Annotated in this window: 16 protein-coding genes; 10 read left to right on the forward strand and 6 right to left on the reverse strand. The window is 66.7% G+C overall.

From position 1 onward, the window contains the following. Window positions 1–123: 123 nt before the first annotated feature. On the reverse strand, window positions 124–621 hold the full coding sequence (locus ACFQI8_RS06880; RefSeq protein WP_390243627.1) for a DUF7344 domain-containing protein: 498 nt from the start codon (window positions 619–621) through the stop codon (window positions 124–126). Between the two features lie 260 nt (window positions 622–881). Here ACFQI8_RS06880 and ACFQI8_RS06885 point away from each other — a divergent pair, with 260 nt between their 5' ends. The 9 genes from ACFQI8_RS06885 (at window position 882) to ACFQI8_RS06925 (ending at window position 7,651) form a co-directional block, all read left to right on the forward strand. After that, window positions 882–1,307 carry a CopG family ribbon-helix-helix protein gene (locus ACFQI8_RS06885; protein ID WP_004970423.1) on the forward strand — a complete coding sequence of 142 codons (426 nt, stop codon included), beginning with the start codon at window positions 882–884 and terminating at the stop codon, window positions 1,305–1,307. A gap of 73 nt (window positions 1,308–1,380) precedes the next feature. Further along, entirely contained in the window at window positions 1,381–1,641 is a 261-nt protein-coding gene (locus tag ACFQI8_RS06890) for a glutaredoxin family protein (protein WP_390243628.1), read from the forward strand. A gap of 60 nt (window positions 1,642–1,701) precedes the next feature. Further along, the gene (locus ACFQI8_RS06895; RefSeq protein WP_390243629.1) at window positions 1,702–2,121 is read left to right on the forward strand and encodes a DUF7539 family protein; all 420 of its coding nucleotides are present in this window, start codon (window positions 1,702–1,704) and stop codon (window positions 2,119–2,121) included. 10 nt (window positions 2,122–2,131) lie between these two features. After that, the gene (locus ACFQI8_RS06900) at window positions 2,132–2,314 is read left to right on the forward strand and encodes a hypothetical protein (protein ID WP_390243630.1); all 183 of its coding nucleotides are present in this window, start codon (window positions 2,132–2,134) and stop codon (window positions 2,312–2,314) included. A 120-nt stretch (window positions 2,315–2,434) separates the two neighbouring features. Next, complete coding sequence (locus ACFQI8_RS06905) at window positions 2,435–5,248, forward strand: aconitate hydratase (protein WP_390243631.1); 2,814 nt, start codon at window positions 2,435–2,437, stop codon at window positions 5,246–5,248. A 120-nt stretch (window positions 5,249–5,368) separates the two neighbouring features. Next, entirely contained in the window at window positions 5,369–5,818 is a 450-nt protein-coding gene (locus tag ACFQI8_RS06910) for a DUF6069 family protein (protein WP_390243632.1), read from the forward strand. Window positions 5,819–6,135: 317 nt separating this feature from the next. Next, complete coding sequence (locus ACFQI8_RS06915) at window positions 6,136–6,945, forward strand: DUF7260 family protein (RefSeq protein WP_390243633.1); 810 nt, start codon at window positions 6,136–6,138, stop codon at window positions 6,943–6,945. Further along, the gene (locus tag ACFQI8_RS06920; RefSeq protein ID WP_390243634.1) at window positions 6,942–7,376 is read left to right on the forward strand and encodes a metal-dependent transcriptional regulator; all 435 of its coding nucleotides are present in this window, start codon (window positions 6,942–6,944) and stop codon (window positions 7,374–7,376) included. The genes ACFQI8_RS06915 and ACFQI8_RS06920 overlap by 4 nt, the downstream gene beginning before the upstream one ends. A 107-nt stretch (window positions 7,377–7,483) precedes the next feature. Further along, the gene (locus ACFQI8_RS06925; protein ID WP_390243635.1) at window positions 7,484–7,651 is read left to right on the forward strand and encodes a hypothetical protein; all 168 of its coding nucleotides are present in this window, start codon (window positions 7,484–7,486) and stop codon (window positions 7,649–7,651) included. Window positions 7,652–7,799: 148 nt separating this feature from the next. Here ACFQI8_RS06925 and dpsA read toward each other — a convergent pair whose 3' ends face one another. Then, window positions 7,800–8,330, reverse strand: a complete 531-nt coding sequence (dpsA, locus tag ACFQI8_RS06930) for a DNA starvation/stationary phase protection protein DpsA (protein ID WP_390243636.1) — start codon at window positions 8,328–8,330, stop codon at window positions 7,800–7,802. Window positions 8,331–8,774: 444 nt separating this feature from the next. Between dpsA and ACFQI8_RS06935 the strand changes: the two genes are divergently transcribed. Beyond that, window positions 8,775–9,455: a hypothetical protein gene (locus ACFQI8_RS06935; protein ID WP_390243637.1), complete on the forward strand. Its 681-nt coding sequence runs from the start codon at window positions 8,775–8,777 to the stop codon at window positions 9,453–9,455. Window positions 9,456–9,500: 45 nt separating this feature from the next. Here ACFQI8_RS06935 and ACFQI8_RS06940 read toward each other — a convergent pair whose 3' ends face one another. From ACFQI8_RS06940 to ACFQI8_RS06955, 4 genes are all read right to left on the reverse strand, one after another. Continuing rightward, window positions 9,501–10,652 (reverse strand): ABC transporter ATP-binding protein, encoded by a 1,152-nt coding sequence (locus ACFQI8_RS06940; protein WP_390243638.1) that lies wholly within the window; start codon window positions 10,650–10,652, stop codon window positions 9,501–9,503. A 117-nt stretch (window positions 10,653–10,769) separates the two neighbouring features. Beyond that, window positions 10,770–11,714 carry a carbohydrate ABC transporter permease gene (locus tag ACFQI8_RS06945; protein WP_390243639.1) on the reverse strand — a complete coding sequence of 315 codons (945 nt, stop codon included), beginning with the start codon at window positions 11,712–11,714 and terminating at the stop codon, window positions 10,770–10,772. After that, window positions 11,711–12,778, reverse strand: a complete 1,068-nt coding sequence (locus ACFQI8_RS06950) for a carbohydrate ABC transporter permease (RefSeq protein WP_390243640.1) — start codon at window positions 12,776–12,778, stop codon at window positions 11,711–11,713. Before ACFQI8_RS06950 ends, ACFQI8_RS06945 begins: the two co-directional genes overlap by 4 nt. 10 nt (window positions 12,779–12,788) lie before the next feature. Beyond that, complete coding sequence (locus tag ACFQI8_RS06955) at window positions 12,789–13,946, reverse strand: ABC transporter substrate-binding protein (RefSeq protein WP_390243760.1); 1,158 nt, start codon at window positions 13,944–13,946, stop codon at window positions 12,789–12,791. Window positions 13,947–14,151 lie beyond the last annotated feature (205 nt).

The raw sequence follows: 14,151 nt of genomic DNA on the forward strand, positions 1-14,151 counted from the left end.
CCGACCGCCGTGGCTCACGCGGGAGCGTTGTCCGCGGCCCGTGCGGGTCGGTCGCGGAGGACCGGGTCGGTTGCGAAGCGCCGGGGACGAGAGATTCGACAGAAAAGCGGGCGACGGAGCGCGTCAGTTCTCTTGGGTCCACCGCTGGTAGACCGCGGAGCCGCCGAGGACGGCGAAGACGAGCGAGGCGAGGCCGGGCGCGCCGACGGCCGAGATGACGGGGACGTCGACGACGACGGCAATCATGAGGACGACGCCGAGCGCGGCGAGGGCGGCGTAGTACTCGCTCCACGAGAGTTCGCCCTCGGGGACGACCTCCATGTAGACCGTCACGTCGCCCGCCTCGGCCAGCGAGACGACCTTCGACTCCTCGTCGTAGTGCACGATGTCCAGTTCGACGAGCTTCGGGATGTGGGTCTGCTGTAGCGAAACGTAAGCGCTCTGGCGGATGTTTCGCGGCGGCGGCGACTCCCCGGTCTCGGCTTCCGCGATGCGCTCCGAGAGTTCGCGGAGGGTCAGGTCGCCGTTCTGGAGGAACTCGATGGCCATCCGCCGGCGGTCGTTACTCAGTACCTCGTGGATTCGCGTCTCAGAGAGCCCGGTTTCGGATGTTGTCGCCATACGAGGATTCGATCGATTTGTGACTGGTCGCTTCTCCTATATCAACGGTTCGCCTCCGGTATCGGAATCGAAAACGGCGACAACGGCCGAATCCCCCGACAGGACCCACGTCAGCCCCGGTTTCGGAGCGGAGTGGTGACCGACAGTGGCCGAGCGCCGGCTAATAGATACTTCAACTACTGTTCTCCCGTCGCGGGGTGAGTGAAGGCGATTCGGGGGCGATACGAATCTTTAATAGGATTACCGGCCGGAGTTAATATATGACCGTCGTCAGCGTCTCCATGCCGGAGGAGCTTCTGGAACGCATCGACTCGTTCGCCGGCGAACACGGCTACACGGGGCGAAGCGAAGTCGTCAGGGAGGCCGCCCGGAACCTCCTCGGCGAGTTCGAGGACAAGAAGCTCGAAGACCGCGAGCTGATGGCCGTCGTGACCGTCATCTTCGACTACGAGACGACCGCCGTCGAAGAGCGGATGATGGGCCTGCGACACGAGTACGAGGGCCTCGTGAAGTCGAACTTCCACAACCACGTCGGCAACCACTACTGCATGGAGCTGTTCGTCCTCGAAGGACAGCTCTCGGACATCTCGACGTTCGTCGGGAAGATTCGCGCGACCCGCGACACCCTGAGCGTCGACTACTCGGTGATGCCGGTCGACGAGTTCACGGGCATCGTCGAGGACTGACGTCTCGGGACGAACGCCGCCGGAGACGACGCCGACGAGAAGACTCAACAGGCCGCGGCGGCGACATCGGGCGATGAGCGACGCCGTCCCCATCGTCATCTACACGCGCACGGAGTGTCACCTCTGCGACGAGGCCGAAGCGACCGTCCGCGACGTCGCCGCGGAGGCGAGCGTGCCTGTCGATATCGACCTCGTGAACGTCGACACCGACGACGAACTCCGCGAGACGTACGGCGAGCGCGTGCCGTACGTCTACGTCGACGGCCGGCCCGCGTTCAAATTCCGCGTCGACCCGGACCGTCTCCGGGAGAAACTGACCGCGGCGCGAGAGTGAGCGCCGCCGCCCGGACGGGGCGGGCCTACGCCTATCACCCCGGCGCACCTCTTGGTACGCATGGAAGCCGACAGACGACTCCTCCGACAGGCGCGAGAGCGACTCGATGGATGGACGTACACGGCCCGCGACCGGGCGTACCGCGAGCTGTTCGTCGGGGACGACGCCGCCGTCACGGCCGAGGAGCGACAGCTTCTCGACGAGGTGGACGCGGAACTCGCGGGCGGCGGCGACGACGGGCTCTGGGGCACAGACGAGTACGCCGCCGTCATGGGACATCCGAAGAACCACCCGATTTCGGTCGTCTGCACCCGCCACCCCGAGATTCCGGCGTCGTGGTCGCGGGGCGGCGAGAACCTGACCGAACCGGAGCGCGAGCAGTTCAACGACCTCCTGTGGGACTACTGCGAGCGCGTCCGCCGGTACGTCCAAGACGAGGTCAACGAGTTCGTCGGGGTCGCGGGCGTCCCGGAGGAGTAGCCCGAGGGCGATGCGCGTCATCCACCCGGCGGACCACCGGACCTGTTACCGCTGTGGCGAGCGCGCCGACGTGACCGTCGCCCGCGGTCACGACCTGCGGTACAGCTGTTGGGACTGTTCGTACTCGCTTCTCGAACACGGCGGCGTCATCGTCGCGGGCGAACTCGGAAAGTCCCACCCACGGTCTCCGTGAGCCGCGGCGGCGGCCGACCGATATTCCGACTGCGACCGTTCTGTCCCTCCGTTCGCCTCGATTCCGACGCCGTGAGAACGAGTCTCGTATTCAAGCCGCCGGAGACCCTAACGGTCGACTATGAGTGATAGAGAGACGCTGGACGCCGTCCGTGAGTTCGAACACGACGGAACCACGTACAAGATGGCGGACCTGACCGTGCTGGAAGAACAGGGCCTCTGCGAACTCGACAAACTCCCGGTGAGCATCCGCATCCTGTTGGAGTCCGTACTGCGAAACGTCGACGGCGACATCGTCACCGAAGACGACGTGCGGAACGCCGCCTCGTGGGAGCCGGACGTGCCGAACGTCGAGGTTCCCTTCACGCCGTCTCGCGTGGTGCTACAGGACCTGACGGGCGTGCCCGCGGTCGTCGACCTCGCGGCGCTCCGGTCGGCGGCCGACCGCGCCGGCAAGGACCCGAAACTCGTCGAGCCCGAGGTGCCCTGTGACCTCGTCATCGACCACAGCGTGCAGGTCGACTTCTTCGGCTCGTCCGACGCCTACGAGAAGAACGTCGAGTTGGAGTACGAGCGAAACGCCGAGCGCTACAAGGCGCTCAAGTGGGCGCAGAACGCCTTCGACAACTTCAGCGTCGTCCCGCCGGGGACGGGCATCGTCCACCAGGTGAACCTCGAACACCTCGGGCGCGTCGTCCACGACCGCGAGTGGCGCGGCGACCGCTGGCTCCTCCCCGACACGCTCGTCGGCACCGACAGCCACACGCCCATGATCGGCGGCATCGGCGTCGTCGGCTGGGGCGTCGGCGGCATCGAGGCCGAGGCGGCGATGCTCGGCCAGCCCATCACGATGAAACTCCCCGAGGTCGTCGGCGTCAGACTCGACGGCGAACTGCCGGAGGGCGCGACCGCGACCGACCTCGTGTTGCACGTCACCGAACAGCTCCGCGAGGTCGGCGTCGTCGACCGGTTCGTCGAGTTCTTCGGCCCCGGCGTGGGGAACCTGTCTGTCCCCGACCGCGCGACCATCTCCAACATGGCCCCCGAACAGGGGTCGACTATCAGCGTCTTCCCGGTCGACGAGGCGACGCTCGACTACCTCGAACTCACGGGCCGCGAACCGGAGCACATCGAACTCGTCCGCGAGTACCTCGAATCGCAGGGGCTGTTCGGCGAGCAACATCCCGAGTACACGGAGACGGTCGAAGTCGACCTCTCCGCCGTCGAGCCGAGCCTCGCCGGGCCGAAGCGCCCGCAGGACCGCGTCGCCATGGGCGACATGAAGACGCACTTCCGGAAACTGCTCCACGGCGAGTTCGAGGAGGTCGTCGACGACGTCGACGAGGAGGCAATCGCCCGCTGGCTCGGTGAGGGAGGCGACGGCGGCGACGGCGAACTCGCGGGCGACGGCGGGACGCTGACCGAGACGCCCGAGGCGGCACCCGAAGAACCCGACCTCGGCGAACTGACGAAACGCGTCGAGGTCGACCTCGGCGGCGAGACGGTCGAAATCGGCCACGGGAGCGTCGTCGTCAGCGCCATCACGTCCTGTACGAACACCTCGAACCCCTCGGTCATGGTCGCCGCGGGCCTCCTCGCGCGCAACGCGCTGGAGAAGGGCCTCGACGTGCCCAAGTACGTCAAGACGAGCCTCGCGCCGGGGAGCCGCGTCGTCACGGAGTATCTGAAGAAGGCCGACCTGCTCCCGCACCTCGAAGCGCTCGGCTACGACGTGGTCGGCTACGGCTGTACCACCTGTATCGGCAACGCCGGGCCGCTCCCGGAACCAATCGAGAACGCCATCGACGAACACGGCCTGTGGACGACGAGCGTCCTCAGCGGTAACCGCAACTTCGAGGCGCGCATCCACCCGAAGATTCGCGCGAACTACCTCGCCAGCCCGCCGCTGGTCGTCGCCTACGGCCTCGCCGGGCGGATGGACATCGACCTCGAGACCGACCCGCTCGGCACCGACGACGAGGGGAACGCCGTCTATCTCGCCGACATCTGGCCGGACGCCGACGAGATACGGGAGACCATCCACGACAGCGTCGACCCGTCGATGTTCCGCGAGAAGTACGCCGAGGTGTTCGAGGGCGACGAGCGCTGGAAGGCGCTCGAAGCGCCGACCGGCGACGTGTACGACTGGGACGACGACTCGACCTACATCCGCGAGCCGCCGTTCTTCACGGACTTCCCACTGGAAGCGCCCGGCGTCTCCGACATCGAAGACGCCCGCTGTCTCCTGACGCTCGGCGACACGGTGACGACCGACCACATAAGCCCCGCCGGGCCGTTCGGGTCCACGCTCCCGGCCGGCCAGTGGCTCGTGGACCACGGCGTCGACCCCGTGGACTTCAACACCTACGGCTCCCGCCGCGGCAACCACGAGGTGATGATGCGCGGGACGTTCGCCAACGTCCGCATCGAGAACCAGATGCTCGACGACGTGGAGGGCGGCTACACGATTCACCACCCGACGGGCGAGGAGACGACCGTCTTCGAGGCCAGCCGGCGCTACCGCGAGGAGGGAACCCCGCTCGTCGTCCTCTCGGGCGTCGAGTTCGGGACCGGCTCCAGCCGCGACTGGGCGGCGAAGGGGTCGGACCTCCTCGGCGTGCGCGCGACCATCGCCGAGAGCTACGAGCGCATCTACCGCGACAACCTCGTCGGCATGGGCGTCCTCCCGCTCCAGTTCGAAGACGGCGACTCGTGGGAGTCGCTCGGCCTCGACGGCTCCGAGCAGTTCGACATCCGCGGCCTCGACGACGGCCTCGAAGTCAACGACGAACTGACTGTCGTCGCCACGACGGCCGACGGGACCGAAATCGAGTTCGACGTGACCGCGCAGGTCGGCACCCCCGCCGCGGTGACGTACGTCGAAAACGGCGGCATCCTCCACTACGTGCTCCGTCGCCTCCTGACCGAGAACTGAGTCAGGGAACCGAATCGGAGCGGCAAGCCGACCGTTTTCGGCCCACGCGTCGGACTTGCCGACCGTCACGGGCCGCCGAAGACGCGTAGATTCTTCACCCGAGCCATGGTATGTTTTCACATGGCGACCATAACACCCGCGGCCCGCCCGACGTGGACGGACCTCACGCGTCGCGGGCTGGCGACCGCCGCGGTCGCAACCGTCGCGAACGCGCTCCTGTTGACGCTCGTCCTCGAAACGGGGCTCGTCGAGCCGTTCGCGCCGCTTTCGTACCCGCCGGTCGTGCTCTTTTCGGCCGTCGGCGCGGTCGCGGCGACGCTCGTCTACGGGCTTTTCGCGGCCCGCGTCGCCGACGCGGACCGGACGTTCGTCAGGGTCGCCGCCGCGGTGCTCGTGGCGTCGTTCATCCCCGACATCGGACTCCTCTACGTCGACCCCGGCGCGACGGTGCCGGGCGTGGTCGTGCTGATGGTGATGCACGTCGTCGTCGCGGCGGTCTGCGTGGCGTCGTTCACCGAACTCGGCTGGGGCGTCCCGAAGGGAACCCACCCGAACGCGACCGAGGAGTGACCGCCCGACCGCCGGCGTCCGGCCCCGACTGCACCACCGCGAGACGTCCGTATCGACGCGACCGGTGCCCCGGACCCCACTGTGCGACCACCCGTTAGGATAGCCTAAAGACCGAAGACACTATGTTGTTTTAGGCTGGCCTAAACAATATGGCCGACAAGGAGTCCCAACGGTCGTCGGGACCGAACCGACGCGGCGCGCTCGCGTGCGGCGGCGGAACCGCCGCGGGTGCGTGGTAAACATGCGCGATTGCCTCGGCGTCGAGACCACCGGGTCGGGCGCACCTGACAGACGGAGACAGAGACGGGGACGGGGACGTGGTTGGTGACGAGACCGCGAGCGTCCGAGACGCGCTGGGCCGCGTCGAGCGCGAGCGCGAGCAGGTGCTGGCGAAGCGGCGGGCCATCGAGCGGTTCGAGCGGCGCGTGCGAAAGCTCGCCGCACAGTCGGCGCGCCCGCCGGAGGGGACCGTCCGAGCGACCGCGTGCGGGACGGCGTCGATGCCGGCGGCGACCCGGCGAGACGCCGCCGGCGGGGGACGGCGACGCGTCCGCGAACTGTTCGCGGAGACGATACGCGCCCACAGCGTCGCCGACGGGGACGAGTCCGAACCGCTCTCGGTGACGATTCGCGAGGAGTTCGGGCCGGAGGTCGCGGCGGCGCTCGATTCTGACACGGGAGGCCGGTTCACGCCGGCGGTCAAGGAAGCGGTCGTGTCGGCGGCGACGGACCGGAAACGCGGCCTCGACGGGATGCGTCGGGCGCTCGACGGCGAGGAGCGGTCGCTCCGAGCGGCGCTCGCCGTGCTCGACGAGTGCGAAGACTGGCTGGTGCGGGCGGACGAGACGCCGCTTTCGGGACTGGGGTTCGACGCCCTCCGGCGGCGTCACGAGGCGCTGGCTGACCACCGCGAGGCGTGCGACCGACTGGTCCGCGAGCGACAGCGGCGTCTCACCGGGGCGACCCACCACACCGCGGCGGTCGAAGTCGACCACCGACTGCTCGCGGCGTATCTCTACGAGGACCGCGCGACCGACTACCCGGTCTTGGCGGCCGCGACCCGCGTGGACGGCGTCTGTGCGGACTGTCAGCGGGCCGTCCGCGACCACCTCGTCCGCCGCGTATGATCGGCGCGCCGCAGTACCTCCTCGCGCTGTACATCGCCGAGCGAGAGGACGACGAGGAGACGCCGATTTCGCCGGGCTACGTCGCCGACGCGCTCGACCGCTCGCCGCCGGCGGCGACGGAGCGCCTCCAGAACCTCGACGCCAAGGGACTCGTGGACTACGAGCCGTACGAGGGCGCGACGCTCACGGCGGAGGGTCGCGACGCGGCCGCGGACCTCTACGACACCTACCGGACCCTCTCGCGGTTCTGCCGAGACGTGCTCGGCCTCGACGACCACGAAGACGAGGCGATGCAACTCGTCGGAAACGTCAGCCGGACGGTCGCCGAGCGCCTCGCGGCGACACTGCTCCGCGGGGGAGCCGACCGCGACGAGACCAACGGGAGCACCGAGACGAGGTCGCAGTCGTCGCCCGACACGCCCGCGGAGTGAACGAGTCGAGCAGGACCGCCGCATAACGTGTTATCTGTCAACGATTGTATGACTACGCCGAGTCAGAACCGTACCCTTTTTGTTTTAGGTATCCCTAAAGACTCGCAATGGCCGCAGGTACGCAGTCGAACGCTGAATCCGCGTCGGAACCCGACCGACCCGACTCCCCCGAGATATCCGTCTGTAAGGGCGGACCGGGGAAGTCGGTGTTCATGGAGTCGGGCAACAGCGACGGCTGGATTTCGAGCGACGTGACTATCGACGTCACTCGGTAACGACCGACTACACTCGGTCCCGTCCCGTTCGAAGGGTGTGTTCGGGATGTGAGCGCGGCGAGTACGGTCGCTACGCGTCCGAAGGAGTTCCGCGAGAAACCGGTCGTGGGAGCGGGGACCCAGTCCGCCGACGCGTCGGCGACGACGCTTACTGAACGAGCGTGTCGTCTTCGAGGTAGTGGTCGATGACGTGGGCGTGTTCTTCGATTTCGATGAGTTGCTCGCGGAGCATGTGCGCCGTCGCGTGGTCGCCGAGACCCGCGGCGAGTTCGATGTGCTCGCGGTAGCTCTCGATGATGTCGCCGTACAGTTCGAGGTCGTTCTCCAGCGACGTGCGGATGTCGTAGACGTCTTCGTCTTCGGGTTCGACCGTCGCGGCCTCGCTCAGTGCGGGCATGCTGGCGTGGGGGACACCGCCGATGGACTGGAGGCGCTCTGCGATTTCGTCCGCGGCCTCCTCGACGTCCTCGTAGGCCTCCTGAAGGAACTCGTGGAGGCGGAGGTGTTCCGCACCCTCGACGTTCCAGTGGTGCTTGTGGAGTTGGTGATAGAGGACGTACGCGTCCGCGAGGTCGGTGTTCAGCGCTTCGATTATCTGTTCGGCCTTCTCGGTGTCGAGTCGAACCGGGTTGTCGCCGACACTGCCTGCTTCCTTCAGGACTGACTTCTGTGTGCTCATCTCGACTAGTAGTTGGGACTGGCACCACTTAATACTTATCCGAGAACAAACAATTTTTCGTGTCGCCTAAAACCTCGTTTGTCAAAATCGGTTAATCGCTTCAAAAATAGCGAGTGAAGCGTGTGAACTGGGTGCATGGGGTCGAGCGGTCGAGCGAGAGATAGCGTTCGATTCGGATCATACATCATATCCGTTATACTATTTTTTCGTCCGGCCAGTCGCCGTCTCGTGCGGCGTAGTCGGCGCGAACGGAGACCCAATTCCTTCGAGTCCGAGCCGGCCGCGAACCACCGTGCGCCCCACCGTATCCGCGACAGTTCGGTCGTTCGACCAACACCCTTTTGCGCGGTGCCGTCCAGCGAATAGCCGTGTTCCGACCAGTGTCTAGCGCGGCCGACGACTCGCCGACGCGCGGCGTCACCGACCGCATGCGGGGAGCGTGACGTGTTCGCCGACGCCCTCCGGTACCCGTTTGCGGACCGTACGCGAGTGGACGGCACCGCGACGTGCCTCGTCGCACTCCTTTTCGGGGGGACGCTCCTCCGCCTTGCCGCGCGACTCTGGCCCGACCTCACGTTTCTGGCACCGGCGGCGCTCGGCGTCGTTCCGCTCGTTGCCTTCTTCGGTCTCGTCGGCGGCGTGCTCGCCGGCGACGGCTTTCCCTCACTGGCGACGGCCGAGACGCTCGGGTTCGCCGGGCGACTGCTCGGTATCGCCGCCGTCTACCTCCTTCCGGCCGCGGTCACCGTCGTTGCCGTCGCCTACGTGACCGCGACCGGTACGGTTCCGGCCGTACTGACCGGCGTGACGACGGCGATGCTCGCGACCGTCGCGCTACTCGTCACGGTCGTCTGCGCGTATCTCTTGCCAGTCGCGGCCGCCGTGAGCGTCCGCGAGGGACTCCGCGCCGGACTTCGACGAGACGCCCTTCGCGGGTCGGTCTCGGCGACGTACTTCCTCGCGTGGGTGGGCGCGGCCGTCCTCGTCGTCCTCTCGTGGAGCGCGCTCGCGGCGACGATTACGCGGAGCGTCGCCGCCCTCCTGGCGCTCGGGTGGTGCGCGTACGCCCACGTCGCCGCCGCGGCGCTCATCGCCGACGGCGTCGACCGAACCCACCACTGGTGAGAAGCGGCGTGCGGTCGAACGACGGGAAAAGAAGCTCCGATTCGGTCAGCCGAGGTCGATCTGCTGTGCGGCTTCGTCCATCGACCGGTTGTGGAGCGACGTCCCCGTGTTCCGGTCGAAGAGGTGAATCGCGTCCTCGGGAATCCGCGCGACGACCGTCTCGCCCGAACTGATGCGTGTGAGACCGTCCGTGGTCGCAACCAGCGTCGCCGCGCCCTCGGGGTCCGCGTCGGGGTCGAAATGCAGGTACAGCGTGTTCTCGTCGCCCATCGGTTCGACGACGTCGACCGTCATCTCCAAGTCGTGGTCGCCGCCCCCGGTCTCGACGAGTTCGACGGACTCGGGTCGAATCCCGAGGACGAGGTCGGTCACGTCGCCGACGTCGTCGCGTATCTCCGCGCCGACCGGGTACTCGAAGGCCTCACCGACCAGGCGGTCGCCTTCGAGCGTCACGTCGAAGAAGTTCATCGACGGCTCGCCGAGGAAGCTCGCGACGAACTGGTTTGCGGGCTCGTGGTAACACTCCAGCGGCGTCGCTACCTGCTGGAGTTCGCCGCCGTCGAGGATGGCGATGCGGTCGCCCATCGTCATCGCCTCCGTCTGGTCGTGGGTGACGTAGACCGTCGTGACGCCGAGGTCGTCCTGAAGCCGCTGGAGCTCAGTCCGCATCTGCGCGCGGAGCTTCGCGTCGAGGTTCGAAAGCGGCTCGTCCATCAGGAACACCTCGGGGTCGCGCACGATGGCGCGGCCGAGCGCGACGCGCTGTTGCTGGCCGCCCGAGAGATCGCTCGGCTTCCGGTCCAACAGGCTCGGGATGTCGAGCAGGTCGGCCGTCTCCGAGACCATCCGACCGATCTCGTCGTCCGGGAGGTCCGTCGACTCCTCCAGACCGAACGACATGTTCTGGCGGACGGACATGTGCGGGTACAGCGCGTACGACTGAAACACCATCGCGATGTCGCGGTCCTGGGAGGCCACGTCGTTGATGACGCGGCCGCCGAGCGAAATCGTTCCCGACGTAATCGTCTCCAGGCCCGCGATCATCCGGAGCGTCGTCGACTTGCCACAGCCCGACGGGCCGACGACGACGAGGAACTCCCCGTCGTCAATCGACATCGAGATGTCGTCGACAGCGACGATTTCGTCGTCGCCGTCCCGGAACGTCTTCGTTATCGAATCGAGTTCAAGCGTTGCCATATCTCTGAGTAGGTATCGTTAGTGAGCTGTCGGTTCCGCGCCGCGGCGAGCGTCTCCGGCGGCCGCGGTCGCCGTTCGAGTCGGCCTCGACGGCGGCCACGTCACCGTGACGACCCGTCACGCGGCCACCCCCTCGGCGAACTCGTCGCCGAAGAAGATGTACACCGCGAGCGTCGGGAGCGCCGCGAAGAACGCCCCGGCCATCCGGAGCGCGAAGTCCTGTCCCTCCATCGAGGTGCCGAGTCCGGCGAGAATCAACACGACGGGGGCCGCGGGACTCGACTCCGTCGAGACGAGCACCAGCGTGAACAGGAGGTCGTTCCATATCTGGGTGAACTGATAGATGAGGACCACGGCGAACATCGGCCCCGAAAGCGGGAAGACGATGCGCCGGTACACCCGGCGGAGCGTCGCCCCGTCGAGGCGGGCGGACTCGATCATCTCTTCGCTCATCGTCTTGTAGTACGTCCGGAACAGCAGTGTACAGATCGGAATCCCGTAGGCGACGTGAGTCACCACGAGCTCGACGATGCCGACGTAGTCGTCGGGAATACCGAGCGCCCAGACGAACGAAAGCAGGTCCGTGAGCTGAGCCCACTGCGACCAGAACTGCGTCAGCGGCACCAACACGGCCTGGTACGGGATGAAGATGCCCGCGATGATGAGCGCCAGCACCAGCGCCTTGTACGACTGCTTCCAGTCGGGAATCGTCAGCCCGTACGCCGTGATGCTCCCGACGAACGCCGAGATGACCGTCGCGGGCACGGCGTACAGCATGCTGTTGCCCATCCCTCGCAGGAGGGCCTCGACCGCCGCCTGCCACTTCTCCAGCGTGAACCCGGACGGTCCGGGCGGGGCGAACGGTGCCGTCTCGACGATTGCGGTCCCGGTCTTGATCGACGTGACCAACCCGGACTCGATTGGGACGAGGTAAAACCCCGCCGCCAACAGCAGGACGACGTACAGACCGGCGTCCGCTATCGTCATCTGCTCGACGTTCCGGCGTAGCCGGTTCGTGATCGTCGCCGTTCCGCCGTCCGTTCGAAGCGTGTCGTCTTTCATAGGTTGTTCCTCCGGTATTCGTAGACGAGGTACGGGCCGATGACGCCGAGCGCCATCGCGAACAGAACGATTGCGATCGCCGCGCCGTACGCCCAATTGAGGTTCGCATACGCCTCGCGGACCATCTTCGTCGCCAGGATGTCGGCGCCGTTCGGCGGCCGGTAGCCGCCGACCAGCGAGTAGAGGAAGTCGAACGCCTTCATGCCGAACACCATCAGCACGACGGCGGCGCTTATCGTCGCTCCTTTCAACTGCGGGATGATGACCCGCCAGTACATCTTCACCGTCGACGCGCCGTCGACTTTCGCCGCCTCGTAGTGTTCGTCCGGAATCGCGCGGAGCCCCGCGAGGTACACGACCATCGCGTAGCCGGAGAACTGCCACATCAGCGCGAAGATAATCGCCCAGAGGACGATGGTCTGATCGCCGAGCCAGCTAATCGGGCCGAGCCCGAAGACGCCGATGACGCGGTTGGCAATCCCGTTGTTGAAGTTGTAAATCCACAGCCAGAACTGAGCCGTCACGACGAACGAGAGGCTCATCGGCAGTAGATAGATCGTCCGGAACGAGTTCTCGAACCGGATTCCGCGGTCGATCAGAATCGCCAGTATGAGGCCGACCGCGAGCGTCCCTGCGGTGAACGCGACGAGTAGGATGAACGTGTTGACCGCGGCGTCGACGAACCCCGAGTCCGCGAGCGCCCGCGTGTACATCTCGAAGTCGAGGTTCGAGTAGTCCGGCGCGTTCGCGAACCGCTGGTAATCGGTCAGCGAGATGAGGAAGTTCCAGATGACCGCGCCGTAGACGAAAAGCCCCATCAGCAGGAACGGCGGGACCCAGAAGATCGACGATTCGAGGAAGTCGCTCCCGAGCCGACCGTCTATCCCCGCGGCGAGACGGCCCAAGACGCCCGATTCGGCCCCCGAATTCCGGGAGTCCTCGCTCACGACGCCACCGTCGGTACGGACCGTGTCGCGCCCGGCTTCGTCACCGTCGTCGACCCGCTGGTCGTCGCCAGCGCTGAGGTTGATCGCACGGCGCACTCGTTGATAAAAATCTGACATTTCTCGGGGTTCAGTTCGAGACCGCGTCCAGGAACCCCTGCGTCGCGGCATCGACGTTGTACGGCCCGGTGAACTCCGAGGAGATGACTTCGTTGAGCGCCGTCATCGTCTCGGAGGGGACACCGAGTCCGTGCTGGAGATTCGGCGGACGGTACTCCGCGTTGGCGAAGTCCTCGGCGGTCTCCTGGAGGTACGGTCCGAACTCCTCCATGTCCACGTCGGTCCGCGTCGGGATCGAGCCCTTGTACTGGTTGAACGCGATCTGCGCCTCGGGACTGCCGACGAACGCCGACCAGGTCTTCGACGCCTCCGGCGTCGGGTTGTCCGCCGGGTAGAGGAACGAGTCCATGTGGAGCGTGTACATCCCCTCCGTGCCGGGGAACGTCTTGAAGCCCCAGTCGTCGTTGTAGTCGAAGTTCTCGGCGTTCCGGAACGCGCCGGCCGCCCAGTTACCCTGGTGGATGAACGCGGCGTTGCCGTTGATGATGTTCTGGTTCGACGAGGTGAGGTTGAGCGAGGCCGCGTCGTCGGAGATGTAGTTTTCGAGCATCTCGGCGGTCGTCTCGAAGGCCGAACGAACCGCGCTCTCGGAGCCCTCACCGTTGAGGAAGTCCATGTACGGCTGGTAGCCGTTCACGCCGAGCATCACGGCACCCCACAGCTGTGTCGTCGTCCACGTGCCGGACATCGCGTGGGTCATCGGAACCGCGTCGGTCTCGCTTTGCACCGTCTCGAACGCGTCGATGAGCGCCGAGGGGCTGTTCAGAGACTCGACGTCGATGCCGGCCTCGTCGACGACCGAGACGTTGTAGAACAGGCAGTTCAAGCGGTGGGAACCCAGCGGGACGGCCCGGTAGCTACCGCCCTGCTGGTGGAATTCGACCGCCTCGTCGATCATCACTTCCTCGAAGTTGTTCTCCTCCCAGACGTCGTCGACGCTTCCGAGGACGCCCTCGTAGCGGAGGAGGTTCGGGCCCGGCCAGTTGGCGAACGAACCCGGCGGGTCGTCGCTCTGGAGTCGGTTCGCCACGACCGCGTCGAGGTTCTGATTCCCGCCGCCGCCGATGGGGCTCATGTCGAGGCCGACGTCGGGATAGGCCTCGTTGAACGCCTCTTCGAGCGCGTCGGCCGCCGCGGCGCCGTCGCCGCCGGTCCAGCCGTGGAGCACCTCGACCGGGGCGCTACTACCGCCGTCACCGCCGTCGCCACCCGCTTCAGTAGTACCGCCGTCGCCACCCGCTTCAGTAGTACCGCCGTCGCCGCCCCCGGAACCGTCGCCGGAACCGCCGCCGCCGGAACAGCCGGCGAGCCCCATCGTCGCGAGCGCTCCCGCGCCGGCGACGTACTGACGCCGACTGAGTCGACTATCATCA

The sequence above is a fragment of the Haloferax chudinovii genome, from assembly GCF_042663345.1.
Taxonomy (GTDB): Archaea; Halobacteriota; Halobacteria; order Halobacteriales; family Haloferacaceae; genus Haloferax; species Haloferax chudinovii.

What these genes read in the sequence shown, in the direction of transcription:
- ACFQI8_RS06880 (WP_390243627.1), bottom strand. Translation starts at nt 621, where the DNA reads ATGGCGACAACATCCGAAACCGGGCTCTCTGAGACGCGAATCCACGAG.
- ACFQI8_RS06885 (WP_004970423.1), top strand. Translation starts at nt 882, where the DNA reads ATGACCGTCGTCAGCGTCTCCATGCCGGAGGAGCTTCTGGAACGCATC.
- ACFQI8_RS06890 (WP_390243628.1), top strand. Translation starts at nt 1,381, where the DNA reads ATGAGCGACGCCGTCCCCATCGTCATCTACACGCGCACGGAGTGTCAC.
- ACFQI8_RS06895 (WP_390243629.1), top strand. Translation starts at nt 1,702, where the DNA reads ATGGAAGCCGACAGACGACTCCTCCGACAGGCGCGAGAGCGACTCGAT.
- ACFQI8_RS06900 (WP_390243630.1), top strand. Translation starts at nt 2,132, where the DNA reads ATGCGCGTCATCCACCCGGCGGACCACCGGACCTGTTACCGCTGTGGC.
- ACFQI8_RS06905 (WP_390243631.1), top strand. Translation starts at nt 2,435, where the DNA reads ATGAGTGATAGAGAGACGCTGGACGCCGTCCGTGAGTTCGAACACGAC.
- ACFQI8_RS06910 (WP_390243632.1), top strand. Translation starts at nt 5,369, where the DNA reads ATGGCGACCATAACACCCGCGGCCCGCCCGACGTGGACGGACCTCACG.
- ACFQI8_RS06920 (WP_390243634.1), top strand. Translation starts at nt 6,942, where the DNA reads ATGATCGGCGCGCCGCAGTACCTCCTCGCGCTGTACATCGCCGAGCGA.
- ACFQI8_RS06925 (WP_390243635.1), top strand. Translation starts at nt 7,484, where the DNA reads ATGGCCGCAGGTACGCAGTCGAACGCTGAATCCGCGTCGGAACCCGAC.
- dpsA (WP_390243636.1), bottom strand. Translation starts at nt 8,330, where the DNA reads ATGAGCACACAGAAGTCAGTCCTGAAGGAAGCAGGCAGTGTCGGCGAC.
- ACFQI8_RS06940 (WP_390243638.1), bottom strand. Translation starts at nt 10,652, where the DNA reads ATGGCAACGCTTGAACTCGATTCGATAACGAAGACGTTCCGGGACGGC.
- ACFQI8_RS06945 (WP_390243639.1), bottom strand. Translation starts at nt 11,714, where the DNA reads ATGAAAGACGACACGCTTCGAACGGACGGCGGAACGGCGACGATCACG.
- ACFQI8_RS06950 (WP_390243640.1), bottom strand. Translation starts at nt 12,778, where the DNA reads ATGTCAGATTTTTATCAACGAGTGCGCCGTGCGATCAACCTCAGCGCT.